The 26,117-nt window shown below is 46.0% G+C and carries 19 protein-coding genes and 1 pseudogene; 14 read left to right on the top strand and 6 right to left on the bottom strand.

Annotation, left to right across the window (positions count from 1 at the left end):
• The first annotated feature begins 1 nt into the window (after position 1).
• Positions 2 to 1,270 carry a phosphoribosylamine--glycine ligase gene (purD, locus tag WA279_RS13320; protein ID WP_336155597.1) on the top strand — a complete coding sequence of 423 codons (1,269 nt, stop codon included), beginning with the start codon at positions 2 to 4 and terminating at the stop codon, positions 1,268 to 1,270.
• A 39-nt stretch (positions 1,271 to 1,309) separates the two neighbouring features.
• On the opposite strand, the gene WA279_RS13325 is transcribed toward purD, so the two are convergent.
• Positions 1,310 to 1,729: an Lrp/AsnC family transcriptional regulator gene (locus tag WA279_RS13325; RefSeq protein ID WP_015252648.1), complete on the bottom strand. Its 420-nt coding sequence runs from the start codon at positions 1,727 to 1,729 to the stop codon at positions 1,310 to 1,312.
• Positions 1,730 to 1,872: 143 nt separating this feature from the next.
• Here WA279_RS13325 and WA279_RS13330 point away from each other — a divergent pair, with 143 nt between their 5' ends.
• Positions 1,873 to 3,147 carry an APC family permease gene (locus WA279_RS13330; RefSeq protein ID WP_336155600.1) on the top strand — a complete coding sequence of 425 codons (1,275 nt, stop codon included), beginning with the start codon at positions 1,873 to 1,875 and terminating at the stop codon, positions 3,145 to 3,147.
• A gap of 14 nt (positions 3,148 to 3,161) precedes the next feature.
• On the opposite strand, the gene WA279_RS13335 is transcribed toward WA279_RS13330, so the two are convergent.
• A complete protein-coding gene (locus WA279_RS13335) occupies positions 3,162 to 3,389 on the bottom strand; it encodes a YgaP family membrane protein (protein WP_003233931.1) in 228 nt (75 codons plus the stop codon).
• Positions 3,390 to 3,517: 128 nt separating this feature from the next.
• On the opposite strand from WA279_RS13335, the gene WA279_RS13340 reads away from it, so the two are divergent.
• The 3 genes from WA279_RS13340 to WA279_RS13350 are packed head-to-tail and all read left to right on the top strand — an operon-like array spanning position 3,518 to position 6,599.
• Entirely contained in the window at positions 3,518 to 5,260 is a 1,743-nt protein-coding gene (locus WA279_RS13340; RefSeq protein WP_336155601.1) for an adenine deaminase, read from the top strand.
• A 26-nt stretch (positions 5,261 to 5,286) separates the two neighbouring features.
• Positions 5,287 to 6,282 (top strand): DUF3048 domain-containing protein, encoded by a 996-nt coding sequence (locus WA279_RS13345; protein WP_268548461.1) that lies wholly within the window; start codon positions 5,287 to 5,289, stop codon positions 6,280 to 6,282.
• 2 nt (positions 6,283 to 6,284) lie between these two features.
• Complete coding sequence (locus WA279_RS13350) at positions 6,285 to 6,599, top strand: YerC/YecD family TrpR-related protein (protein WP_014479070.1); 315 nt, start codon at positions 6,285 to 6,287, stop codon at positions 6,597 to 6,599.
• A gap of 35 nt (positions 6,600 to 6,634) precedes the next feature.
• Here the strand turns inward: WA279_RS13350 and WA279_RS13355 are convergent, their stop codons facing one another.
• Positions 6,635 to 8,212 carry an FMN-binding glutamate synthase family protein gene (locus WA279_RS13355; protein ID WP_336155602.1) on the bottom strand — a complete coding sequence of 526 codons (1,578 nt, stop codon included), beginning with the start codon at positions 8,210 to 8,212 and terminating at the stop codon, positions 6,635 to 6,637.
• Between the two features lie 262 nt (positions 8,213 to 8,474).
• On the opposite strand from WA279_RS13355, the gene WA279_RS13360 reads away from it, so the two are divergent.
• From WA279_RS13360 to WA279_RS13380, 5 genes are all read left to right on the top strand, one after another.
• Positions 8,475 to 9,161, top strand: a complete 687-nt coding sequence (locus WA279_RS13360) for a heptaprenylglyceryl phosphate synthase (protein ID WP_003233922.1) — start codon at positions 8,475 to 8,477, stop codon at positions 9,159 to 9,161.
• A 61-nt stretch (positions 9,162 to 9,222) separates the two neighbouring features.
• Positions 9,223 to 11,442, top strand: a complete 2,220-nt coding sequence (gene pcrA, locus WA279_RS13365; RefSeq protein WP_015383008.1) for a DNA helicase PcrA — start codon at positions 9,223 to 9,225, stop codon at positions 11,440 to 11,442.
• A gap of 23 nt (positions 11,443 to 11,465) precedes the next feature.
• Positions 11,466 to 13,472: an NAD-dependent DNA ligase LigA gene (gene ligA / locus WA279_RS13370; RefSeq protein WP_103803675.1), complete on the top strand. Its 2,007-nt coding sequence runs from the start codon at positions 11,466 to 11,468 to the stop codon at positions 13,470 to 13,472.
• A gap of 15 nt (positions 13,473 to 13,487) precedes the next feature.
• The gene (locus WA279_RS13375; protein WP_003242795.1) at positions 13,488 to 14,678 is read left to right on the top strand and encodes a CamS family sex pheromone protein; all 1,191 of its coding nucleotides are present in this window, start codon (positions 13,488 to 13,490) and stop codon (positions 14,676 to 14,678) included.
• Positions 14,679 to 14,839: 161 nt separating this feature from the next.
• Entirely contained in the window at positions 14,840 to 15,850 is a 1,011-nt protein-coding gene (locus tag WA279_RS13380) for a phosphotransferase enzyme family protein (protein WP_336155603.1), read from the top strand.
• Between the two features lie 37 nt (positions 15,851 to 15,887).
• Here the strand turns inward: WA279_RS13380 and WA279_RS13385 are convergent, their stop codons facing one another.
• Both WA279_RS13385 and opuE read right to left on the bottom strand, forming a co-directional pair.
• Positions 15,888 to 16,586, bottom strand: coding sequence for an MgtC/SapB family protein (locus WA279_RS13385; protein WP_010886431.1), 699 nt, complete (start codon positions 16,584 to 16,586; stop codon positions 15,888 to 15,890).
• Positions 16,587 to 16,691: 105 nt separating this feature from the next.
• Positions 16,692 to 18,170, bottom strand: a complete 1,479-nt coding sequence (opuE, locus tag WA279_RS13390; protein ID WP_309529814.1) for a proline transporter OpuE — start codon at positions 18,168 to 18,170, stop codon at positions 16,692 to 16,694.
• A gap of 413 nt (positions 18,171 to 18,583) precedes the next feature.
• On the opposite strand from opuE, the gene gatC reads away from it, so the two are divergent.
• From gatC to gatB, 3 genes are read left to right on the top strand one after another with little or no spacing between them, the layout of a single operon-like run.
• Positions 18,584 to 18,874, top strand: a complete 291-nt coding sequence (gatC, locus tag WA279_RS13395; RefSeq protein ID WP_003219442.1) for an Asp-tRNA(Asn)/Glu-tRNA(Gln) amidotransferase subunit GatC — start codon at positions 18,584 to 18,586, stop codon at positions 18,872 to 18,874.
• A 15-nt stretch (positions 18,875 to 18,889) separates the two neighbouring features.
• Positions 18,890 to 20,347 (top strand): Asp-tRNA(Asn)/Glu-tRNA(Gln) amidotransferase subunit GatA, encoded by a 1,458-nt coding sequence (gene gatA / locus WA279_RS13400; RefSeq protein WP_003233901.1) that lies wholly within the window; start codon positions 18,890 to 18,892, stop codon positions 20,345 to 20,347.
• A 13-nt stretch (positions 20,348 to 20,360) separates the two neighbouring features.
• Positions 20,361 to 21,791, top strand: coding sequence for an Asp-tRNA(Asn)/Glu-tRNA(Gln) amidotransferase subunit GatB (gene gatB / locus WA279_RS13405; RefSeq protein ID WP_003219444.1), 1,431 nt, complete (start codon positions 20,361 to 20,363; stop codon positions 21,789 to 21,791).
• Between the two features lie 14 nt (positions 21,792 to 21,805).
• On the opposite strand, the pseudogene WA279_RS13410 reads toward gatB, so the two are convergent.
• Positions 21,806 to 22,676, bottom strand: a pseudogene (locus WA279_RS13410) (TetR/AcrR family transcriptional regulator).
• A 131-nt stretch (positions 22,677 to 22,807) separates the two neighbouring features.
• On the opposite strand from WA279_RS13410, the gene srfP reads away from it, so the two are divergent.
• Positions 22,808 to 25,966: a surfactin resistance protein SrfP gene (gene srfP, locus WA279_RS13415; protein ID WP_236833332.1), complete on the top strand. Its 3,159-nt coding sequence runs from the start codon at positions 22,808 to 22,810 to the stop codon at positions 25,964 to 25,966.
• Positions 25,967 to 26,117 lie beyond the last annotated feature (151 nt).

Consider the following 26,117-nt stretch of genomic DNA (forward strand, 5'->3'; position numbering starts at 1 on the left):
CGTGAATATATTAATTATCGGTAAAGGCGGAAGAGAACATACGCTGGCGTGGAAGGCAGCGCAAAGCAGCCTCGTCGAGAATGTATTTGCCGCTCCCGGAAATGACGGCATGGCAGCTTCCGCACAGCTTGTAAACATTGAGGAAAGCGACCACGCAGGGCTTGTCTCATTTGCAAAACAAAATCAGGTCGGCCTGACCATTGTCGGCCCTGAGGTTCCTTTAATTGAAGGTCTGGTGGATGAATTTGAAAAAGCGGGTCTGCGCGTGTTCGGCCCGTCAAAAGCCGCGGCGATCATCGAAGGAAGCAAACAGTTCGCTAAAGACTTAATGAAGAAATACGACATTCCGACCGCAGAATACGACACGTTTACATCCTTTGATGAGGCGAAGGCATATGTGCAGGAAAAAGGTGCTCCGATTGTGATAAAAGCAGATGGACTTGCGGCTGGAAAAGGCGTTACTGTTGCTATGACAGAGGAAGAAGCAATTGCGTGTCTGCATGACTTTCTTGAAGATGAAAAGTTCGGTGATGCGAGCGCGTCCGTTGTCATTGAAGAATACCTTTCTGGTGAAGAATTTTCTCTAATGGCCTTCGTCAAAGGAGAAAAAGTGTATCCAATGGTGATTGCCCAGGATCACAAGCGTGCGTTTGATGGAGACAAAGGCCCGAATACGGGCGGAATGGGCGCTTACTCTCCAGTTCCGCAAATTTCGGAAGAAACGGTTCGCCATGCTGTAGAAACGATCGTAAAGCCGGCCGCAAAAGCAATGGTACAAGAAGGCCGCTCCTTCACTGGCGTTTTGTACGCTGGATTGATGCTTACTGAAAACGGCTCGAAGGTCATTGAATTTAATGCCCGTTTCGGCGATCCGGAAACACAGGTCGTGCTTCCGCGCATGGAATCTGATCTGGTACAGGTGCTTCTTGATCTTTTAGATGATAAGGAAGTTGACTTAAGATGGAAGGATACCGCGGCAGTGAGTGTTGTGCTTGCTTCAGAAGGGTATCCGGAAAGCTACGCAAAAGGCACGCCGATCGGCAGCCTTGCTGCGGAAACTGAGCAGGTCGTGGTCTTCCATGCCGGAACGAAAGCAGAAGACGGAGAGTTCGTTACAAACGGGGGGCGCGTCGCCAATGTGACAGCTTTTGATGAATCGTTTGAAGCGGCTAGAGACCGAGTGTACAAAGCGGTTGATGAAATATTCAAACCGGGACTCTTTTTCAGAAAAGACATTGGGGCACGCGCTTTAAAGGCTGCCCAAAAATAAGTGAGGAAAACCCGCAGAATAGCTGCGGGTTTTTTGTTATCAAAAAGCGGGATGGCAGCTGGAAGAAGAAAGCACAACGAGCGTGGTTGGTTTTCCATGGGCCATCGAGGCGTCAATAAAATCCTCAAGCGTATGTACCGATTCTGTCACGACCTTTGTCACATAGCTGTACATACCCGTGATACGGTGGTTTTCTGCTACATCAGGATGCGATGTTGCAAAGGCGGCGTAGTGCTTGCAGCTTTTCGGCTCCATGAGAATAAAAGCGGTGACATGCTTGTTTAGTTTTTCGTAACAGATATTCGCGCTGTAGCCGGTAATCACTCCTTTGTCTTCAAGCTTCCTGACACGCTCCGCCGCGCTTGGCGAGCTGAGTCCGACAAGCTTTCCCAGCTCAACCATTGTTAATCTTCCATTTCGCTGCAAATGCGAGAGAATCTGAAGGTCTGTATCGTCCATTTGTCCGGCTCCTTTACATATTTAGGGAAATGAATGAAAATTCCTTTGATCATAAGGCAATGCTGTTGATTTACCTTCATTGTAGCATATGGATGCCGTCTTATTTTTTCTATAATAGAGCCATCAATCAGAGAGGAGGCATCATGTTGCCAGAATTACAGCGCTCTATTACTTGGATACAAGGGACGGCGTTAACGATTGGAGCGGTTTTAGGATGCGGGATATTAATCTTGCCGTCTGTTACCGCGGATACGGCCGGTCCGGCTTCTTTATTTGTCTGGGTATTCATGTCTTTTTTATCTTTTCTTCTTGTCGGCACGCTGGCCCGGCTTGTGAAAATAGCGCCCAGCGCGGGAGGAATCACTGCTTATGTGCAGCTGGCCTTTCAGAAAAAAGCCGGGGCTATTTTGGGCTGGATCATGTTAGGGTCCGTTCCGATCGGCGTTCCCATCATCGTTTTGACTGGCGCGCATTACGTCAGTTACATCACAGAGGCGGCCGATTGGCAGATTACATTGATTGCTGGTTGCATGCTGGCTATATCTATTTTGCTTCATATGAGAGGCATTCAACTATCCGCAAACATCAGTACACTCGTTATTTGTGTCATCGTATTTCTGCTTGTCACTTCTATTGCTGTGTCATTGCCACACGTCACGATAGCAGAATTCAAGCCGTTTCTTCCGCATGGCTGGTCTGCTGCTGGATCTGTTTCTGTTATGATTTTTTTCTCTTTTGTAGGCTGGGAAATGATTACTCCATTGGCTGAGGAATTTCATCGCCCTGAAAAAGATGTCCCGCTCAGCTTGTTTTTGGCAGCGTCTTGTGTGGCAGGGCTGTATATCATGCTGTCATATGTGACGGTGGGGACTCATTCATATGGAGAGAATGGAGAAATTGCATCGCTTGCCATGCTCATTTCAAAAGGTGCAGGAGAAAGCGGTGTATATGTCACGGTATGTTTAGCGCTGTTTATTACATTCGCCACCATCCATGCCAATATTGCTGGTTTTTCAAGAATGGTGTACGCATTGGCGAGAGAGGGGCACATACCCGTATTTTTTGGAAAACTCAGTGCGACAAAACGTACGCCTATTCGCGTCTTGACAGCGATGGCCGCAGTGTTTGGCTTAGTGCTTGCGGCGCATGGCCTGTTTCAAATCGATTTGACGACTCTGTTGAAAGGGCCGAGCGCGGCTTTTATCGCATCTTACATATGTACAATGGCGGCAGCACTGAAACTGCTGGGCAGGAGAGATATAGGCTGGTGGATGGCGCTCGGGGCATTTGTGGCGTGCGCGGTGATTTATTCATTCAGCGGCTGGGCACTGCTTTATCCGGCAGTGCTGGCAGCTGCAGGATATTTCTATATGAAAACAAAGGGTGGACATAAAAAAAAGCTTGATCACGTTTTGTGATCAAGCTTTTCCATTTATCCGTTTTGATGCTCGTTATTTCCAGAATCACTGTGTTGAAACATGTAGGTCACAGGACAGAAGCGCAAGATTCCCGAACCCGCTTTCATGGCCCCCATAAAGATGTAAAAGAGATGCATTCTGCACCAAGGTTTTTTCGTAAACTTTGCACTGGCGGCTGACATAATCGTCAATCCGCAGGCGATTCTGAACACGGCATTGATGAGACTGATGTTTGGCTTCAAGGAAATCCGCTCCTTTTACTTAAAAAAGTTTTTTAATCGAACCTTCAAAAATTTGTAACGTTTTTATCGTGCGTGATGAGGAAGGATATGATACCATGAGTCTAATACATGTAAAGGAGAGTATGTGAATGTCCGAACGCACCTTTAACTGGAAAAACAAAGACATCAGGGCACAGGTTGATGTTGTAGACTCAAAGCTGCTTCCAACGCTCCTTTTACGGAATGCTCTCGTCTTAAATCCATATGTAAAACAATGGCTGAAAAAAAACATTTGGATTTATCAGGACCGCATTGTTTATGTGGGTCATGAACTTCCGAATAGAGCCGAAGAAATTCATACGATTGATTGTGAAGGAAAATACATTGTGCCAGGTTATATTGAACCGCACGCACATCCTTTTCAAATATATAATCCCCAAACACTGGCGGAATATGTGTCTCAATACGGAACAACGACATTCGTGAATGATAACTTATTCTTGCTTTTGCAAAGCGGAAAAAAGAAAGCGCTTACGATTTTGAATGAACTCAAAAAGCAGCCTGTCCAGTATTTTTGGTGGTCACGCTATGACCTCCAGACCGAGGTTCTGAACGAGGACCACGTCCTTCCATTTGACGTCAGAAAACAGTGGATTGAACATCCGGATGTGATTCAAGGCGGAGAAATGACCGGATGGCCTCGTCTGGTAGATGGTGATGATTTAATGCTCCACTGCATGCAAGCTACAAAGAAACAGAGAAAACGCATTGAAGGGCATTTTCCCGGCGCTTCTGATAAAACGCTTACAAAAATGAAGCTGTTCGGTGCGGATTGTGATCATGAAGCGATGACAGGTGATGAAGTGATGAGAAGGCTGGAACTGGGCTATTATGTTTCCCTTCGGAACTCTTCCATTCGCCCTGATGTAAGAAAAATCTTGCAAGAACTGCATGAGAAGGGCTTCCGCTATTATGAACACTTCTTTTACACGACAGATGGCGCAACCCCGAATTTCTATAAAGGCGGCATGACAAACGAGCTGATTCGCATCGCGTTAGAAGAAGGCGTACCTGCAATCGATGCCTACAATATGGCATCATTTAATATCGCAAAGTACTACCAAATGGATGATTATTTAGGAGTTGTCGGACCGGGTAGACTGGCATCGCTGAACATATTGGAAGATCCGTTAAATCCGAATCCCGTGACTGTTCTGTCAAAAGGGACCATTCTGCGTGAAGACGGCTGTGATTTGAAGGCGTTTACAAAGACGGACTGGCACAAAGGCGGTCTTGTCCCGCTTGAGCTTTCATATGATATGACGATGGATGACTTGCAGTTTTCTATGCCGATGGGCGTGAAAATGCGGAATGCGGTCATTATGGAGCCGTATATGATTGAGATCGACAATTCGATGGAACAGCTCTCGTTTGACCATGATGAAAGTTATTTGACGATGCTCGACAGACACGGGAAATGGCGCGTCAATACGATGATAAAAGGGTTTGCCTCAAGCGTGCAGGGATTTGTAAGTTCCTTTACGACGACGGGCGACATTGTCGCGATTGGAAAAAATAAAGCGGATATGCTGCTCGCTTTTGCCCGCATGAAAGAAATCGGAGGAGGAATTGTTTTAGCGGAGAACGGAAACATTCTGCATGAAATTTCGCTTGCGCTGTGCGGCTGCGCCTCTTCGGAAGCATATGAAGACGTGCTTGAGAAGGAACAAAAGCTGAGAGATCTTTTGACTGAAAGAGGCTATGAGTTTTGCGATCCTATCTATACGCTGCTCTTTTTGCAAAGTACGCACCTTCCGTATATACGCATTACGCCTAGAGGAATCTTCGACGTCATGAAAAAAACTGTACTCTTTCCATCGATAATGCGTTAAAATATAAAAGAGCAGGGAGCCGACATATGAAAAAATGGATGACAGTTTGCGCGCTGTGTTTCGTGTTTTTTCTGCTGGTATCCTGCCAGCAGAAGGATGCTGTCCCGGATACTGCAAAGAAGCTGAAAGCTCCTTTAACGGGGCTAAAGACTGAACAGAAAGTGACTGAACGCCGCCCTGTTGCTGTTGTGGTGAACAATCACCCGAAAGCGAGGCCGCAGTCGGGTCTGTCTAAAGCCGACATTGTCATAGAAGCGCTAGCCGAAGGGCAAATCACAAGATTTCTGGCCATTTTCCAAAGCCAGATGCCTGAAACTGTCGGACCTGTGCGGAGCGCGCGGGAATATTTCGTCACTCTCAGCAATGGCTTTGACAGCATATTTGTCCATCACGGCTGGAGTCCCGGCGCCAAAGAGCAGCTGGAATCCGGAGCTGCCGATTATATAAACGGATTGGATTTTGACGGAAGCTTATTTTGGAGAGCTGATTTCAGCAAACCGCCCCACAATTCCTATACGTCTTATGATTACATAAAAAAGGCGGCGGAACAAAAGGGTTATAAGCTGAAGCAGGAAACAAATCCGCTGCTGTTTCAAACATCAGATGCAAAACCTGCAAATGAATCTTACAATGTTCGGGTAGATTATGGAACAAATAACGTTACAAATCTTGTCGAATACAACTATGATAAAAAAGCTGAATCTTATACAAGAAGCTCTGATGGTGTCATAACGACAGACCGGGAAACCGGAAAGCCAGTTGCAATGCAAAATATTTTCATTGTTGAAGCCAGCCATCATATTATTGATCAAGATGGAAGGCGGGACATCGACTTGGAATCAGGGGGAAAAGGTCTGTTGTTTCAGCACGGAAACGTCATTGAAACAGACTGGAAACAAGTGAATGGCAGAATTGTGCCGGTAAAAGACGGCAAGTGGCTTCCGTTTGTGCCAGGAAAGACTTGGATCAATATCGTACCTGATCTTGATGCGGCTTCCATTAGTAAAGGAGAAGGTGTGTAACGATGCAAATCGATAAATTACGCGGCAAAGAGCTGGACCAGTTATTTAACTCGATCTTATCGCTGAAAGACCTGGAGGAATGTTACCGATTCTTCGATGATCTATGCACAATTAACGAAATTCAATCGCTGGCTCAGCGCCTTGAAGTGGCGCGCATGCTTCGCGAAGGAAACACGTATCATAAGATTGAAACAGAAACAGGCGCTTCCACGGCTACGATTTCCCGTGTGAAACGCTGCTTAAATTACGGGAATGACGCTTATGAAATGGCGCTTGACCGTGTGAAGGAGAATGAAACAGAGTCTTCTTCCAAATAAAAAACCGCCCTGCCGTCTGGCAAGGGGCGGTTTTTTTATGAAACAATTTTCTCAATCAGATTGTCAATGTCAACTGTGCTGCCATCCTCTTTCCGATAGACAACATGCTCCTTGGAAAAGTGAATCGGCGAATTGATCCCTGCTGCGGCTGCAAGGTTAAACAGCCCCTCGCGCAGGGAAATGACGTAGTTGCAGACACGATGCTGTTTTTCCTCAACGCTCAACGCTTTTTGCAATTTCGGATCTGTCGTCGCCACACCTGCCGGACAGGTGTTGGTGTGGCAGACGAGAGCGCGGATGCAGCCAACGGAAAACATCATGCCGCGTGCGATGTTGACAAAGTCAGCGCCGAGGGCTAAGGCGACCGCGATTTTATCAGGAGTCAGGAGCTTTCCGGAAGCAAAGATTTTCAGCTGGCTGCGCAAGCCGTACTGTTTAAGAAGCGTGTCAACAATAGGCAGCGCTGTCATAATCGGAAGGCCGACTGTATCCGCGAGCTCGTAAAAGGAAGCTCCGGTACCGCCTTCACTTCCGTCGATCGTGATAAAATCCGGATGCTTTCCGCTTTTCTGCATATGAGAGAAAAGCTCATGCAATTCTTCAGGATGCCCTGCGACCAGTTTGATGCCGACTGGCTTTTGCCCGACATCTCTAAGTTTTTCAATAAAGTCGAGCATTTCAGGAGGGTTTGAGAATTCATAAAAGCGGTTCGGGCTGTCAATCGACTTTCCAGGTTCGACATTCCGAATGTCTGCCACTTCCTCTGATACTTTGGCGCCGTCCACATGGCCGCCCCGGGTTTTCGCTCCTTGTGCCAGCTTTAGCTCAAACGCTTTAATCTGGTCAATCCTGCTTTTTCTTTTAAATTCCTCCCATGAAAATTCTCCGTTTTTTTTGCGCACGCCGAATAGGCCCGGACCGATTTGGCAAATGATATCGGCGCCGCCCTTTAAGTGATACTCAGACAATCCTCCCTCACCTGTATTCATCCAGGTGCCGCCTGCCTGATGGAGCCCTTTTGAGAGCGCCGTAATTGCCCGTTCTCCAAGGGAACCGTAGCTCATGGCAGACTGGCCGACTAATCCCTTCACATAAAATGGCTTCTCGCATGTATGCTCGCCAATCACCTGTACATCATCAGGATGGAGAAAGTACGGGTCTGCCTTGATATGTTCGGCATGCTCCTTGCGTTTGAATAGATTGTCAGCATCCATTTTATAGATTTGGGTTTCAATTTTTGGCGTTTGATTTACGTGCATTTCTTCCCTTTGTTTTGGAAACATAGCGTTACGGATATAATAGCCAGGTTTATCAAAATCTCTTACAGATCCAAAGCCCATCATTCTGCTTTTGTATTTGCCGGAGATGACGGTTTGCTCATATTCCTTTCGTGAAAAAGGCTGCTCCTCATTGTCATTGCTGTATAAATACTGTCTGAGCTCCGGCCCGATTTTTTCAAGGATATACCGAAACCTTCCGATGACGGGATAGTTGCGAAGAATTGAGTGCTCCTGCTGTTTTTCATCCTTTATGTAGATCCAGGCAAACAAGACGATCGGGATAGCGATGATCCCTATGATAAATGCGATGAGTGCTATTATGATGGTGTCCATCTCTCAGCCTCCCTTTTTATGTAACCATTTCCACAGTTGAACACTTTCCAAACAATAGCAGAAGGAATCTGGTGAAAAATGTGTGCTTTTGCCGATACTGGACTCAGCGAGCAGGTACTGCCATATGCTCTTTTTTTATGAAAATAGAATCAAAACACCTTTTTCAGTGAATAACGAGATTAACGGCTTTTTCCGTTTTTCCGCGCTATGTGAATTTGTTATAATGTTTAAATGGTAACAAACGAATGGAGGAACGTATGACGTGTACGATGTAACGGAGTGGAAGCATGTCTTTAAACTCGATCCAAATAAAGATTTGCCTGACGAACAGCTGGAGATTCTTTGCGAATCAGGAACGGATGCGGTCATTATCGGAGGAAGCGATGGTGTGACAGAGGATAATGTCCTGCGGATGATGTCTAAGGTAAGACGGTTTTTGGTGCCGTGTGTCCTTGAGGTATCAGCGATTGAAGCAATCGTTCCCGGCTTTGACTTATATTTTATTCCGAGTGTATTAAACAGCAAAAACGCGGATTGGATTGTCGGAATGCACCAGAAAGCCATGAAGGAATACGGAGAACTGATGTCTATGGAAGAAATCGTGGCGGAGGGCTACTGCATCGCAAATCCAGATTGCAAAGCCGCGGCACTGACTGAAGCGGACGCCGATCTGAATATGGATGATATTGTCGCCTATGCGCGTGTGTCGGAGCTGCTGCAACTGCCGATTTTTTATTTAGAATACAGCGGCGTGCTTGGAGACATAGAAGCTGTCAAGAAAACGAAGGCTGTATTGGAAACGTCCACCTTGTTTTACGGCGGCGGCATCAAGGATGCGGAAACGGCCAAGCAGTACGCAGAGCATGCGGACGTGATCGTTGTAGGCAATGCTGTGTATGAAGATTTTGACAGGGCTTTGAAAACAGTAGCGGCTGTGAAAGGCGAGTAGTAAATTGTACGGATTTGGTTTATGATAGAACATATGTTTTGTATAGGCGGGTGAACAAATTTTGAATTATATTAGCAATCAATTACTAAGCGGTTTAAACCCCGTTCAGCAGGAAGCAGTCAAAACAACGGACGGGCCCCTTTTGCTGATGGCGGGAGCGGGAAGCGGAAAGACGCGTGTCCTGACACATAGAATTGCTTATTTAATGGCGGAAAAGCATGTAGCGCCGTGGAACATTCTGGCGATCACATTTACAAATAAAGCGGCACGCGAAATGAAAGAACGTGTAGAAAGCATCCTTGGACCCGGCGCGGACGATATCTGGATTTCCACATTCCACAGTATGTGCGTGCGGATCTTGCGCAGAGATATCGACCGGATTGGGATCAACCGAAATTTCTCCATTCTTGATACGGCGGACCAGCTTTCAGTGATCAAGGGGATTTTGAAGGAGCGCAATCTTGATCCGAAGAAGTTTGACCCGAGAAGCATCCTCGGCACGATCAGCAGTGCAAAAAACGAATTGACCGAACCGGAGGAATTCTCTAAAGTTGCCGGCGGCTACTACGATCAGGTGGTCAGCGATGTATATGCTGATTATCAGAAGAAGCTATTGAAAAACCAGTCGCTCGATTTTGACGATTTGATTATGACGACGATTAAACTGTTTGACCGAGTGCCGGAAGTGCTTGAATTTTATCAGCGCAAATTCCAGTACATTCACGTTGATGAGTATCAGGATACGAACAGGGCGCAATACATGCTCGTTAAGCAGCTTGCCGAGCGTTTCCAGAACCTTTGCGTTGTGGGGGATTCTGATCAGTCAATCTACAGATGGCGCGGCGCGGATATCACCAACATTCTTTCATTTGAAAAAGATTATCCGAATGCAAGCGTGATTTTGCTAGAACAAAACTATCGTTCAACGAAACGGATTTTGCGCGCGGCAAACGAGGTCATTAAAAACAACTCTAACCGCAAACCGAAAAATTTGTGGACGGAAAACGATGAAGGCATCAAAATTTCCTATTATCGCGGTGATAATGAGTTCGGTGAAGGACAGTTTGTGGCCGGCAAAATTCATCAGCTTCACAGCTCAGGCAAGCGGAAGCTGTCTGATATCGCCATATTATACCGGACAAACGCGCAGTCCCGTGTGATCGAGGAAACGCTTCTCAAAGCGGGTTTGAACTATAACATTGTCGGCGGCACAAAGTTCTATGACAGAAAAGAAATTAAAGACATTCTTGCGTACCTCCGCCTCGTATCCAATCCGGATGACGATATCAGTTTCACGCGCATTGTCAATGTGCCGAAGCGCGGAGTCGGCGCGACATCACTTGAAAAAATCGCTTCGTATGCGGCCATAAACGGCTTGTCATTTTTCCAAGCGATTCAGCAGGTTGATTTTATCGGCGTCAGTGCCAAAGCGGCAAACGCGCTTGACAGCTTTAGACAGATGATTGAAAACCTGACCAATATGCAGGATTACTTATCCATTACAGAACTGACAGAAGAAATTCTTGATAAGACGGAATACAGAGAAATGCTGAAGGCTGAGAAATCAATCGAAGCCCAAAGCCGTTTAGAAAATATCGACGAGTTCCTGTCTGTTACGAAAAACTTTGAACAGAAAAGTGAAGACAAGACACTCGTTGCGTTTCTGACAGACTTGGCGTTGATCGCAGATATTGATCAGCTCGACCAGAAGGAGGAAGAGTCAGGCGGCAAGGATGCAATCACGCTGATGACACTGCACGCCGCGAAAGGACTGGAGTTCCCGGTTGTTTTCTTGATGGGGCTTGAAGAAGGCGTCTTCCCGCATAGCCGTTCACTCATGGAGGAAGCGGAAATGGAAGAAGAACGCCGCCTTGCGTACGTTGGGATTACAAGGGCGGAACAGGAGCTTTATCTGACCAATGCTAAAATGCGCACCTTGTTTGGCCGGACAAATATGAACCCGGAATCTCGCTTCATTGCTGAAATACCGGATGATTTATTGGAAAACCTAAATGAGAAAAAAGAAACAAGAGCGACGTCTGCGAGAAAAATGCAGCCGAGACGCGGCCCTGTTTCACGCCCGGTATCCTACGCCAGCAAAACAGGCGGCGACACCTTGAACTGGGCAGTCGGAGATAAGGCGGGCCATAAAAAATGGGGAACAGGAACTGTCGTCAGCGTGAAAGGCGAAGGAGAAGGGACGGAGCTCGATATTGCCTTCCCGAGCCCTGTCGGCGTGAAACGCCTGTTAGCAGCATTTGCTCCTATTGAAAAGCAGTAATTGAAGAGGAAAGGAAGAAGCAGATGGACAAAGAAACAGCGAAGCAGCGGGCAGAAGAACTGCGCCGCACCATCAACAAGTATAGCTATGAATATTACACCTTAGATGAACCGAGCGTCCCAGATGCCGAATACGACAGATTGATGCAGGAGCTGATTGCGATCGAGGATGAGCACCCAGACCTCAGAACGCCTGACTCTCCTACGCAGCGCGTCGGCGGAGCCGTGCTTGAAGCGTTTCAGAAAGTCACCCACGGCACACCGATGCTCAGTCTGGGCAATGCCTTTAATGCTGATGATCTTCGTGATTTCGACCGCCGTGTGCGCCAAGCCGTCGGCGACGATGTGGCGTATAATGTGGAGCTGAAAATAGACGGTCTTGCTGTTTCTCTCCGTTATGAAGACGGCTATTTTGTCAGAGGAGCCACAAGAGGTGACGGAACGACGGGAGAGGATATTACGGAGAATCTGAAGACGATTCGCAATATCCCCCTCAAAATGAACCGTGAGCTGTCGATCGAAGTGCGCGGTGAGGCGTATATGCCGAAGCGTTCGTTTGAAGCACTCAATGAGGAACGGATTAAAAATGAGGAAGAACCGTTCGCCAATCCGCGAAATGCCGCGGCAGGATCTCTTAGACAGCTCGATCCGAAAATTGCAGCGAAACGAAACCTCGATATCTTCGTCTACAGTATAGCGGAGCTTGACGAGATGGGTGTGGAGACGCAAAGCCAAGGGCTTGATTTTCTCGACGAACTCGGATTTAAAACGAATCAGGAACGAAAAAAATGCGGCGACATAGAAGAAGTCATTACGCTGATCGATGAGCTTCAGGCGAAGCGCGCTGACCTGCCGTATGAAATAGACGGCATTGTTATTAAAGTCGATTCTCTCGATCAACAGGAGGAGCTCGGTTTTACGGCGAAAAGCCCGCGCTGGGCCATCGCGTATAAGTTTCCTGCTGAAGAGGTCGTGACGAAGCTTCTCGATATCGAATTAAATGTCGGCAGAACGGGTGTGATCACGCCGACCGCGATTCTTGAACCGGTAAAAGTTGCCGGCACAACGGTCTCAAGAGCATCCCTTCATAACGAAGATTTAATTAAAGAGAAGGACATTCGGATTTTGGATAAGGTTGTCGTCAAAAAAGCGGGCGATATCATCCCGGAAGTTGTGAATGTCCTCGTTGAACAGCGCACAGGAGAAGAAAAGGAATTCAGCATGCCGACGGAATGTCCTGAATGCGGCAGTGAGCTCGTCCGGATCGAAGGAGAAGTGGCGCTTCGCTGCATTAACCCTGAATGTCCGGCGCAAATCCGGGAAGGGCTGATCCATTTCGTTTCCCGCAATGCCATGAACATTGATGGGCTCGGCGAACGAGTGATCACACAGCTGTTTGAGGAAAACCTTGTCCGCAATGTGGCAGATTTATATAAGCTGACGAAGGAACGAGTCATCCAGCTCGAGCGCATGGGCGAAAAGTCCACTGAAAACCTGATCAGTTCCATCCAAAAATCAAAAGAAAATTCGTTAGAGCGCCTGCTTTTTGGGCTTGGCATCCGTTTTATCGGATCAAAGGCCGCAAAGACGCTTGCCATGCATTTTGAAAGCTTGGAGAACCTGAAAAAAGCCTCTAAAGAGGAACTTCTCGCGGTAGATGAAATCGGTGAAAAAATGGCTGATGCTGTGATCACCTATTTTCATAAAGAAGAAATGCTCGAACTCTTGAATGAACTTCAGGAGCTGGGCGTAAACACGCTCTACAAAGGCCCGAAAAAAGTAAAAGCAGAGGACAGCGATTCTTACTTTGCCGGTAAAACAATTGTTCTGACAGGAAAGCTGGAAGAGCTGTCAAGAAACGAAGCCAAAGCGCAAATCGAAGCGCTGGGCGGAAAGCTGACTGGAAGCGTCAGCAAAAACACAGACTTAGTCATCGCCGGAGAAGCGGCGGGAAGCAAGCTGACAAAAGCACAAGAGCTGAACATTGAAGTGTGGAATGAAGAACAGTTAATGGGAGAGCTAAAGAAATAAGAGGAGTGTTTTCTATTGAAAAAGACGTTGGCATTGGCGGCAACGGCGGCAGTATTAATGCTGTCTGCCTGCTCGTCAGGTTTTGGGGGGGAGAAGGAGGAAGAGATTACGCAAAAGACGGCGAAATCGTCAGAAAAAGCGATTGTCCCGAAATATAATATCTCTGACTCCTATTACAAAATGGTGCTGCCGTTTAAGGCAGGCAAAGCGCGCGGATTAACAACGGAACAGCTGAACACTAGGCTGGACATTGACGAGTTTGAAACAGGGCTGATGCGTCTTGCCCAAGATTCTTTCTCGACTGACGATTATCTGTTCCAAGAAGGACAATATTTAGATGAGGATACAGTATTAAGCTGGCTGGCACGGAAAAAAACGGGCTCTGATTTGAAAAAAGCCGAAAAAGAAGATAAGAACTTCAAAAATGAAGGCTTGAACCCGGCGCTCCCGAGTTCTGGTTCGACAGAAGAAAAGAACGAAAGCAGCCCGATTTATTTAGCATCCATGCTTGAGCACGATTATTTAGTCAGAAAAGACAAAAATTCTATCCAGCTTGGCGGCGTCATGATCGGACTTGCGTTAAACTCAGTGTATTACTATCGTGAAAAAACTGGCGACCCGCAAAAAGAAGTGGAGATTAAGGACAGCACGCTTCGCCAGCAGGGAGAAAAAATTGCACAGGAGGTTATTAACCGCCTCCGCAAAAAAGATAACTTGAAGAATGTGCCGATTACCGTCGCGCTTTATAAGCAGGCGTCAAAAACATCGATTGTGCCGGGGAACTTCATCGCCAAAACAGAGGTCAAAGCAGGCTCTACTGATATCTCAAATTGGGATGACATCAATGAAAAATATGTATTCTATCCGGCAGATACAACCACAGCAGAAAAATACCCGGATGACACCGAGGTCTTTAAGCGGTTCAAAAACTCAATTGAAGAATATTTCCCGAACTATACAGGCGTTGTCGGTACAGCGCTGTATGAAAATGATGAAATGAAGAAAATGAAGATTGACATACCAATGCAATTCTACGGAAAAAGTGAAGTTGTCGCGTTTACCCAGTTCTTAACGGGTGAAGTGATGGACTACTACTCTAAGAGCTCAGTTGATGTCGAAGTCAATATCACGTCCTCAGACGGACAGGAAGCGGTCATTATCCGCAATGCTGGAGATAAAGAGCCGACTGTTCACATTTATGACTGATAGAAAACCCTTGTGCCATATTGGCACAAGGGTTTTTATGTTACAATTAACAGGAAAAGGGAAAATATTTCCGCTTCTGCCGAAACAAAAATCAAGGGGAGGTATGTTGATGCTGGAAATCGTGTGAAAACAATCATTATCAAATCTATAGCAATGAAAGGATGTTAAATGTGCATAAAGATATCAAAAAAATATTTCATGAAGAGCAGGTTTTGGCAGAAGCTGCAGCGAGATACGGTTTCTCAAAAGATCAGGTGCGTTTTCTGGCTGATGCGGAAAACTATGTATATGAATGTATGAAAGACAACCAACCTTATATTTTAAAGATTACCCATACGATTCGGAGATCTTCTGATTATATAATGGGAGAGATGGAATGGCTCCGTCACCTTGCAATAGGGGGAATTTCAGTAGCCAAACCGCTCCCGTCGCTGAACGGAAAAGACGTAGAAGCAGTGCCGGACGGAAACGGCGGGTCATTTTTATTGAGAGTGTATGAGAAAGCGCCGGGGCAAAAAGTGGATGAATCGGACTGGAATGAAACGCTATTTTATGAGCTTGGCAGATACACAGGCAGCATGCACAGCCTGACAAAAAGCTACAAATTGAGCAATCCCGCTTTCAAAAGACAGGAATGGGATGAAGAGGAGCAATTAAAGCTGAGAAAATATGTGCCTGAAGATCAGATAAAGGTGTTTCAGCAAGCCGATTCTTTGATGAATGAACTGCGGAGGCTCCCGAAAAGCCAGGACAGCTACGGCTTGGTGCATGCGGATCTGCACCACGGCAATTTTAACTGGGATCATGGCAAAATCACGGCATTTGATTTTGATGATATCGGCTACAACTGGTTTGTTAACGATATTAGCATTCTTCTCTACAATGTCCTGTGGTATCCTGTTGTGCCATATGATGATAAAACTGCGTTTACAGAAGAATTTATGACGCATTTTATGAAAGGGTACTGGGAGGAAAATGAGCTTGATCCTGCATGGCTGATGATAATACCTGATTTCCTCCGCCTTCGCCATATGCTGATTTACGGATTGCTGCATCAGATGTTTGACCTTAACACAATAGGAGAAGAGGAAAAAGAAATGCTGGCCGGTTTCAGAAGAGATATAGAGAATGGCACGCCGATTACCGCATTTGATTTTTCAGCACTGGTGTAGATAGAAAAAGCCAATGGGATTCCAGTCCCATTGGCTTTTATAATGTATCACACTTCACGCCGACTACGCCTTCAATGGCTTTAATGTCATAGTAGACGTCGGTCGTGTATCTGTTTTTATGGACGCGGACCTTCACTTCCATAATTGGAAAATCCTTTTCGCCCAGGTCGTCGATCCGAACGGAGTGTGCTTTGATATCTCTTCTTTTCATTTCTTTTAAAATCTCTGTCATTTTGTCTTTATCAGAAAGCGACATTCTGATGCGGATGTCTTTTTCCTGCAGGCGGTCGGGGCCGATTTTTCTGACCACCCATGGGAGAAATTCCACGCTGATCAGGATGAACAGAAGACTGGCAAACGCTTCTTTATAAAAACCGGCTCCCGTAGCCAGCCCGAGCCCCGCTGCCCCCCAGATCATGGCCGATGTCGTCAGGCCGGAAATGACATCATTGCTTTTTCGCAGGATGACACCGGCTCCGATAAACCCGACGCCGGAGATGATTTGTGCCGGCAGACGAAGCGGATCCATCATGATGCGGTAGTATTTAGGGAAATGATATGCCGCATTAATACTGACGATCGTCAGCATGCATGAGCTGACTGCGATGACAATACAGGTTTTTAATCCGAGCGGCTTATTTTTTAATTCGCGTTCAAGCCCGATGACCATGCCAATCAATGTGGCAATGCCCAATTTCAATAAAATATCTGGATCAATATACCAGCTCAACAGCAACTTCCCCCTTCTCTATGGTGTTTTTAAATAAATATGATTTTCTCACAGTATTTATAGCAAAACAAGAGCACAAAAGCCACCAAGCTGCGCTTGATGGCTTATTGCTTACTTTTTGCGTTTTAACAGCTTTTCCATGACACCGAATAATCGGTAAGAGGCTTTTGCAGGACGTTTTGTGATCATGCTGACAATGATGCCGGCAATCATACTGAGAATAAACCCAGGGATGATTTCGTACACACCGGTTGATTTTGCCAGGCCGGTTGTAATCCAGATCAACACGGTCGCAGCCCCGACAATCATGGCAGCAAGCGCGCCCCATTCGTTCATTCGCTTCCAGTACAGACTGAGCAGAATCGCAGGCCCGAAAGCTGAACCGAAGCCGGCCCAAGCGTATCCGACCAAATCAAGAATGGTGCTGCTCGGATTCAATGATAAGAGAACCGCAATAACGGCGATCGCTAACACGGACAGACGCCCGATCATGACCAATTCTTTATCAGAAGCTTTTCGTCTGAAAAACGTCCGGTATAAATCCTCTGTCACTGCACTTGCTGTGACCAAGAGCTGCGAGGAGATGGAACTCATGATGGCAGCCAAAATAGCTGATAATAAGAACCCAGTAATTAAAGGGTGGAACAAGATTTTAGAGAAGATAATGAATATCATCTCCGGATCTTTTACAGCAACTCCGAATTTATGGGCATAAGCAACACCAACCAAACCTGTCAAGACAGAACCGAGAACTGAAATGATCATCCAGCTCATGCCGATTCGGCGCGCAGGCTTTAAATCTTTTATATTTTTAATGGCCATAAATCGGACGATAATATGAGGCTGGCCGTAGTAGCCTAAGCCCCAGGCTAAATAGGAAATAATGCTAATGACGCTCGCGCCTTTAAAAATATCCAATAAATGTGGGTTAACAGCGCCGATTTCATGGAAAGTCGGAGCAACGCCGCCCACGTGGGTAAAAGCAACGATCGGCACAAGCACTAGTGCTGCAAACATGATCGCACCCTGCACGAAGTCAGTCAAACTGACAGCAAGGAAACCGCCAAACAGTGTGTATAACACGACAACCGCGGTAGTCAGAAGCAATCCTAATTTGTAATCCGCGCCAAAGGCAGATTCAAACAGCCGTCCGCCGGATACCATACCGGAAGAGGTATACAATGTGAAAAAGATCATAATGACCAAAGCAGATACGATTTTCAGCAGTGATGAAGAATGCTGGAATCGTTTATCAAAGAAATCAGGAATCGTAATCGCATCATCTGCCGCTTCCGTATAAGCACGCAGCCTTGGAGCCAGCAGCAAGTAATTTGAGTACGCTCCGATTGTAAGACCTAAAGCAAGCCATAAGGTGGACAGCCCTGTCGCAAACATCGCGCCGGGAACACCCATCAGCATCCATCCGCTCATATCGGCCGCACCGGCAGACAAAGCAGTAACGAATGGTCCGAGGCCTCTTCCTCCAAGCATGTAATCATTGATGTCAGTGGTTTTCTTGAATGCATACCAGCCGATTAACAGCATGGCAATAAAGTAAATTCCTAAAGATATAATAATTTCAATACTCACGTTTTACCCTCTCTTCATTTCTAATAATGTTGCATCACCTCTCAAATTGATGGTGCCAGTTAAGCAGCCTGGCGTAAGTGCAAAACAAAAGAAATTCTTTTGCGGGTGCACTTGGTAACTTAACCTAACAAAGTATTCCCGGCCATTCAAGCAATGAAACCTTGATCATGAGCGAGAAATACCGTTGCAAACCTAGAAGGGAATAAAGAATAAAACGCTTTCAAAAAATAATTAAAGTAAAAATATTCAGAAAAATGTTTCGTTTCTCCTTCTCCTCATTTTAGTATAAAATATATAGGGTATTGTTTCGAAAACACAGGCCTGTCTCAAGGCGTTTTGTTGCTTTAAAGGGCTTGTTTTTGATATGATCAGTATTATATGACTTAACGGAGAAATATGTGGAGGTGGATCATATGTCACGAATTTCAATAGAAGAAGTAAAGCACGTTGCGCACCTTGCAAGACTTGCGATTACTGAAGAAGAAGCAAAAATGTTCACTGAACAGCTCGACAGTATCATTTCATTTGCCGAGGAGCTTAATGAGGTTAACACAGACAATGTGGAGCCTACAACTCACGTGCTGAAAATGAAAAATGTCATGAGAGAAGATGAAGCGGGTAAAGGTCTTCCGGTTGAGGATGTCATGAAAAATGCGCCTGACCATAAAGACGGCTATATTCGTGTGCCATCAATTCTGGACTAGAGGAGGGACACAAGAATGTCATTATTTGATCATAAAATCACAGAATTAAAACAGCTCATACATAAAAAAGAGATTAAGATTTCTGATCTGGTTGATGAATCTTATAAACGCATCCAAGCGGTTGATGATAAGGTACAAGCCTTTTTGGCATTAGATGAAGAAAGAGCGCGCGCATACGCGAAGGAGCTTGATGAGGCGGTTGACGGGCGTTCTGAGCACGGTCTTCTTTTCGGTATGCCGATCGGCGTAAAAGATAATATCGTAACAAAAGGGCTGCGCACAACATGCTCCAGCAAAATTCTCGAAAACTTTGATCCGATCTATGACGCTACTGTCGTTCAGCGCCTTCAAGACGCTGAAGCGGTCACAATCGGAAAACTGAACATGGACGAATTCGCCATGGGGTCATCTACCGAAAACTCTGCTTACAAGCTGACGAAAAACCCTTGGAACCTGGAGACAGTTCCCGGCGGTTCAAGCGGCGGATCTGCGGCTGCGGTTGCTGCAGGAGAAGTTCCGTTTTCTCTTGGATCTGACACAGGCGGCTCCATCCGTCAGCCGGCATCTTTCTGCGGCGTTGTCGGATTAAAACCTACATACGGACGTGTATCTCGTTACGGCCTGGTCGCATTTGCGTCTTCATTAGACCAAATCGGACCGATTACACGTACGGTTGAGGATAACGCGTTTTTACTTCAAGCGATTTCCGGCGTAGACAAAATGGACTCCACGAGTGCAAATGTGGACGTGCCTGATTTTCTTTCTTCATTAACTGGAGACATCAAAGGACTGAAAATCGCCGTTCCGAAAGAATACCTTGGTGAAGGTGTCGGCAAAGAAGCAAGAGAATCTGTCTTGGCAGCGCTGAAAGTCCTTGAAGGTCTCGGCGCTACATGGGAAGAAGTGTCTCTTCCGCACAGTAAATACGCTCTTGCGACATATTACCTGCTGTCATCTTCTGAAGCGTCAGCGAACCTTGCACGCTTTGACGGCATCCGCTACGGCTACCGCACAGACAATGCGGATAACCTGATCGACCTTTACAAGCAAACGCGCGCTGAAGGTTTTGGAAATGAAGTCAAACGCCGCATCATGCTTGGAACGTTTGCTTTAAGCTCAGGCTACTACGATGCGTACTACAAAAAAGCGCAAAAAGTGCGTACGTTGATTAAGAAGGATTTCGAAGACGTATTTGAAAAATATGATGTTATTGTTGGACCGACTACACCGACACCTGCGTTTAAAATCGGTGAAAACACGAAGGATCCGCTCACAATGTACGCAAACGATATCTTAACGATTCCGGTCAACCTTGCCGGCGTACCGGGAATCAGCGTGCCATGCGGATTAGCAGACGGACTTCCGCTCGGCCTGCAAATCATCGGAAAACACTTTGATGAAAGCACTGTATACCGCGTTGCTCATGCATTTGAACAAGCGACAGACCATCATAAAGCAAAACCTGAACTGTAAGGGGTGAAAAGAATTGAACTTTGAAACGGTAATCGGACTTGAAGTCCACGTTGAGTTAAAAACAAAATCAAAAATTTTCTCAAGCTCTCCAACGCCATTCGGCGCGGAGGCGAACACGCAGACTAGCGTCATTGACCTCGGATATCCGGGCGTCCTGCCTGTTCTGAACAAAGAAGCCGTTGAATTCGCAATGAAAGCCGCTATGGCGCTCAACTGTGAGATCGCAACGGATACGAAGTTTGACCGCAAAAACTATTTCTATCCTGACAACCCGAAAGCGTATCAGATTTCTCAATTTGATAAGCCAATCGGCGAAAACGGCTGGATCGAAATTGAAGTCGGCGGCAAAACAAAACGCATCGGCATCACGCGCCTTCACCTTGAAGAGGATGCCGGAAAGCTGACGCATACGGGCGACGGCTATTCTCTTGTTGACTTCAACCGCCAGGGAACGCCGCTTGTTGAGATCGTATCAGAGCCGGATATCCGCACGCCGGAAGAAGCGTACGCGTATCTTGAAAAGCTGAAATCCATCATCCAATATACAGGCGTTTCTGACTGTAAAATGGAAGAAGGCTCACTTCGCTGTGACGCCAATATCTCTCTTCGTCCGATCGGCCAAGAGGAATTCGGCACAAAAACAGAATTGAAAAACTTGAACTCCTTTGCGTTTGTTCAAAAAGGCCTTGAGCATGAAGAAAAACGCCAGGAGCAGGTTCTTCTTTCCGGCGGCGTCATCCAGCAAGAAACTCGCCGTTATGATGAAGCAACGAAGAAAACCATTCTTATGCGTGTCAAAGAGGGATCTGACGACTACCGTTACTTCCCAGAGCCGGATCTAGTGGAGCTCTACATTGATGATGAATGGAAGGAACGCGTAAAAGCAAGCATTCCTGAGCTTCCGGATGAGCGCCGCAAGCGTTATATCGAAGAGCTTGGCTTGCCTGCATATGACGCGATGGTTCTGACGCTGACAAAAGAAATGGCTGATTTCTTCGAAGAAACCGTTCAAAAAGGCGCTGAAGCTAAACAAGCGTCTAACTGGCTGATGGGTGAAGTGTCAGCTTACCTAAACGCAGAACAAAAAGAGCTTGCCGATGTTGCCCTGACACCTGAAGGCCTTGCCGGCATGATCAAATTGATTGAAAAAGGAACCATTTCTTCTAAGATCGCGAAGAAAGTGTTTAAAGAATTGATTGAAAAAGGCGGCGACGCTGAGAAGATTGTGAAAGAGAAAGGCCTTGTTCAGATTTCTGACGAAGGCGTGCTTCTGAAGCTTGTCACTGAGGCACTTGACAACAATCCTCAATCAATCGAAGACTTTAAAAACGGAAAAGACCGTGCGATCGGCTTCTTAGTCGGACAGATTATGAAAGCGTCCAAAGGACAAGCCAACCCGCCGATGGTCAACAAAATTCTGCTTGAAGAAATTAAAAAACGCTAATAAAAAAGCAGCCCTTAGAGGCTGCTTTTTTTATAGTCAAATCGAGATAAAGACAGAGATGAGGGCCCGAAGCCTTTCAACTTCTTTGTCGCTGGTTCCGGTCAAATTGGACAGCATGCCTTTAATAATCGGCTTGCGCGGTTTATCCTGAGTCAATTCTTCCTCGATAACATCAAGTGACACGGTGATATCCTCGGGCAGCGTGCCGTTTTCTTTCACTTTCTGAATGTCCTCAAGCAGCTGGTCTTTCTCCGCAGGCATCGGGTTGAAAATGTCTTTTGGCACAATCGGATTGAGTGCTGAACGGCTCAGCCCCTGTACAAGATCATCCAGTCTTTCAATAATAAAGGCTGAAATTTCTTCTGCATCGATATTAAGCTCACCGTTAAATACCATCACGTTCATATAGGAATGCACAATGCCTCTTGCCATAATGGACAGATCTGCGACATACCGCTCGATTCCTTTTCCATAGGACGACAGCAAGGCGTTCCGGTACAGCTTATCCGTCTCCATGGTTACTTTGTAAAAGTATTGCTTGATTTCTTGATTTTCCGGAATGATATTTTCGGTAAGCAAAAGTACGATAAAATCTTTATGATCACGAAAATCCTCAAATTGAGCGCCAATTTGTTTTTTCAAAACTTCTTTAGGCGGCTTTCCAGCAAGAATTTCTTCTATATTTTTCATTTTGTTCATAGACATACCGATATAATATTCACAGGCAGATAACAGCAGCGCTTCTTTCGATTTGAAGTGCAAATAAAAAGCGCCCTTCGAAATGCCGCATTCACTGGCGATTTCTTGGATCGTCGTAGCTGCGAATCCTTTTTTCGCAAATAAACGAATGCTGGTTTTTATGATTCTCTCTTTTTTTTCATTCATGACGTGCTTCCCCTTAATCCTTGAAAAATTTAGTAAAATTTTCTGGTATATGAGTTGACGTTGTTGCGTTATAACGTTTAGTATTATATAGAATGACCAGTCAGTCAATAAAAAATGTAATGGAGGATATGATGAACCACGTTATTAATTTCGTTCTGAAAAACAAATTCGCCGTATGGCTGATGACGATTATTGTAACGGCAGCCGGCTTGTATGCGGGTATGAATATGAAGCAAGAGTCTATTCCTGACGTGAATATGCCTTACTTGACGATCAGCACGACATATCCGGGTGCGACACCAAGCCAAGTGGCTGATGAAGTGACCAAACCGGTTGAACAAGCCGTGCAGAACTTGGACGGTGTCAGCGTTGTGACGTCGACGTCCTATGAAAACGCATCGTCGGTCATGATTGAATATGATTATGAGAAAGATATGGACAAAGCGAAAACAGAAGCAGCTGAAGCGTTAGAAAACGTCAACCTGCCTGATGACGCGAAGGATCCGGAGATTTCACGCTACAGCTTGAACTCATTCCCGATTCTGACGTTAAGTGTGTCCAGTGATAAAGATAACCTGCAAGAGCTGACGAAAAAAGTGGAGGACAGCCTCGTTTCTAAGCTTGAAGGCATAGAAGGCGTTGCGTCCGTCCAAGTATCGGGCCAGCAGGTGGAAGAGGTTGAATTCTCTTTCAAAGAAGACAAACTGAAGGAATACGGCCTTGATGAAGATACTGTGAAGAAAGTGATTCAAGGTTCAGATGTGACAACTCCGCTTGGATTGTACACATTCGGAAATGAAGAAAAATCTGTCGTCGTCAGCGGCGATATTGAAACAATTAAAGATTTGAAGAATATGAGAATCCCGACGGCATCAGCTTCAAGTGCAGGCAGCAGTGCAGCATCTCAAGCGGCGGCGCAGAGTGCACAGGCAGCCCAAAGCGCACAAGCGGCAGCACAGGCGCAGCAAAGCGCAAGCACAGCAGTGCCGACGGTCAAGCTTTCTGACATTGCTACAATTAAAGATGTGAAAAAAGCTGAATCCGTTTCACGCACAAATGGCAAAGACAGCATTGGCATCAACATCGTCAAAGCAAACGATGCGAATACGGTAGAGGTTGCCGACAATGTCAAAGCTGAGCTGAAGAAGTTCAAAGAAGACCATAAAGGCTTCAATTACAGCGCAACTCTCGACATGGCGGAGCCGATCACACAGTCAGTTGACACGATGTTAAGCAAAGCCATCTTCGGTGCTATTTTTGCGATTGTGATTATTCTCTTATTCTTAAGAGATATCAAATCAACATTAATTTCTGTTGTTTCAATTCCATTATCATTGCTGATCGCACTCCTTGTGCTGCAGCAGCTTGATATCACATTGAATATTATGACGCTCGGCGCAATGACCGTTGCCATCGGACGTGTAGTCGATGACTCCATCGTTGTGATCGAGAACATTTATCGCCGAATGAGACTCAAAGACGAGCCGCTCCGCGGAAAAGCCTTGGTTCGTGAAGCGACGAAGGAAATGTTTAAACCGATCATGTCATCAACGATTGTGACAATTGCGGTATTCCTGCCGCTCGCACTTGTAGGCGGACAAATCGGTGAGTTGTTTATTCCGTTTGCCTTAACAATTGTTTTTGCGCTTGCCGCATCCCTGGTGATTTCAATCACGCTTGTGCCGATGCTCGCACACAGCCTGTTCAAAAAATCATTAACGGGCGCGCCGATTAAAGCGAAAGAACACAAACCTGGCAGACTTGCAAACATCTATAAAAAAGTATTGAACTGGGCGCTGAGCCACAAATGGATCACGTCTATCATCGCTGTTCTGATGCTCCTTGGAAGCTTGTTCCTCGTACCGTTAATCGGTGCCAGCTACCTGCCGTCCGAGGAAGAAAAAACGATGCAGCTCACATACAGCCCAGAACCGGGTGAAACGAAAAAAGAAGCCGAAAATGAAGCTGAAAAAGCGGAAAAAATCCTGCTTGACCGCAAGCATGTCGATACGGTTCAGTATTCATTAGGCTCTGGCAGCCCGCTTGCCGGAGGAGATTCTAACGGTGCGTTATTCTATATCAAATATGAAAGCGACACACCTGACTTTGATAAAGAAAAAGATAACGTTCTGAAGGAAATCCAAAAGCAATCTGACCGCGGAGAATGGAAGTCACAGGACTTCAGCTCTTCAGGCAATAACAACGAATTAACATATTATGTGTATGGCGATTCTGAAAACGATATTAAAGACACGGTCAAAGATATTGAAAAAATCATGAAGGATGAAAAGGATCTGAAAAACGTAAACTCAGGCCTTTCCAGCACATATGATGAGTACACATTTGTCGCTGACCAAGAAAAACTAAGCAAACTCGGTTTAACTGCGTCTCAAATTTCTCAGGCCTTAATGTCACAAACATCACAAGAACCGCTCACCACCGTGAAAAAAGACGGCAAAGAGCTTGATGTGAACATTAAGACAGAAAAAGACGAGTATAAGAGTGTGAAAGATTTAGAGAATAAAAAGATCACTTCCGCGACTGGCCAGGAAGTCAAAATCGGCGATGTGGCAAAAGTGAAAGAAGGATCAACATCAGATACCGTGTCAAAACGTGACGGAAAAGTCTATGCGGATGTCACAGGTGAGGTTACATCTGACAATGTCACAGCCGTATCAGCTGCTATCCAGAAGAAAATTGATAAGCTTGACCATCCTGATAACGTATCGATTGATACAGGCGGCGTATCAGCGGATATCGCTGATTCCTTCACGAAGCTCGGTTTAGCGATGCTGGCAGCAATAGCGATCGTTTACCTTGTGCTCGTGATTACCTTCGGCGGAGCACTAGCGCCATTTGCGATTCTGTTCTCATTGCCGTTCACCGTCATCGGTGCCCTGGTCGGACTTTACGTATCAGGTGAAACGATCAGTCTGAACGCAATGATCGGTATGCTCATGCTGATCGGTATCGTTGTCACGAATGCAATTGTCTTAATTGACCGCGTGATTCATAAGGAAGCGGAAGGCCTGTCTACGAGAGAAGCGCTCCTGGAAGCCGGCTCTACACGACTCCGTCCGATCCTGATGACAGCCATTGCGACAATCGGCGCCTTGATTCCATTAGCCCTCGGCTTCGAAGGCGGAAGCCAGGTCATTTCAAAAGGACTCGGCGTCACGGTTATCGGCGGTTTAATCAGTTCAACGCTTCTGACGCTCTTGATCGTGCCAATCGTATATGAAGTATTGGCGAAGTTCCGCAAGAAAAAACCGGGAACGGAAGAAGAGTAAAAAAACTAAAAGCCTCAGCTCTGCTGAGGCTTTTGTGCGTTTTCACCTGTAAGATTATGTACATTTTGTTGCGATTTTTTTAACTCATAGTATAATTAAAGGTTGTTAGTGTAAAAATGGATCGGATACTCTTAAGTAGGATGATGAGATA

Origin of the sequence: Bacillus sp. 204(2023) (assembly GCF_037027505.1) — a bacterium.
Lineage (GTDB): Bacteria > Bacillota > Bacilli > Bacillales > Bacillaceae > Bacillus > Bacillus subtilis.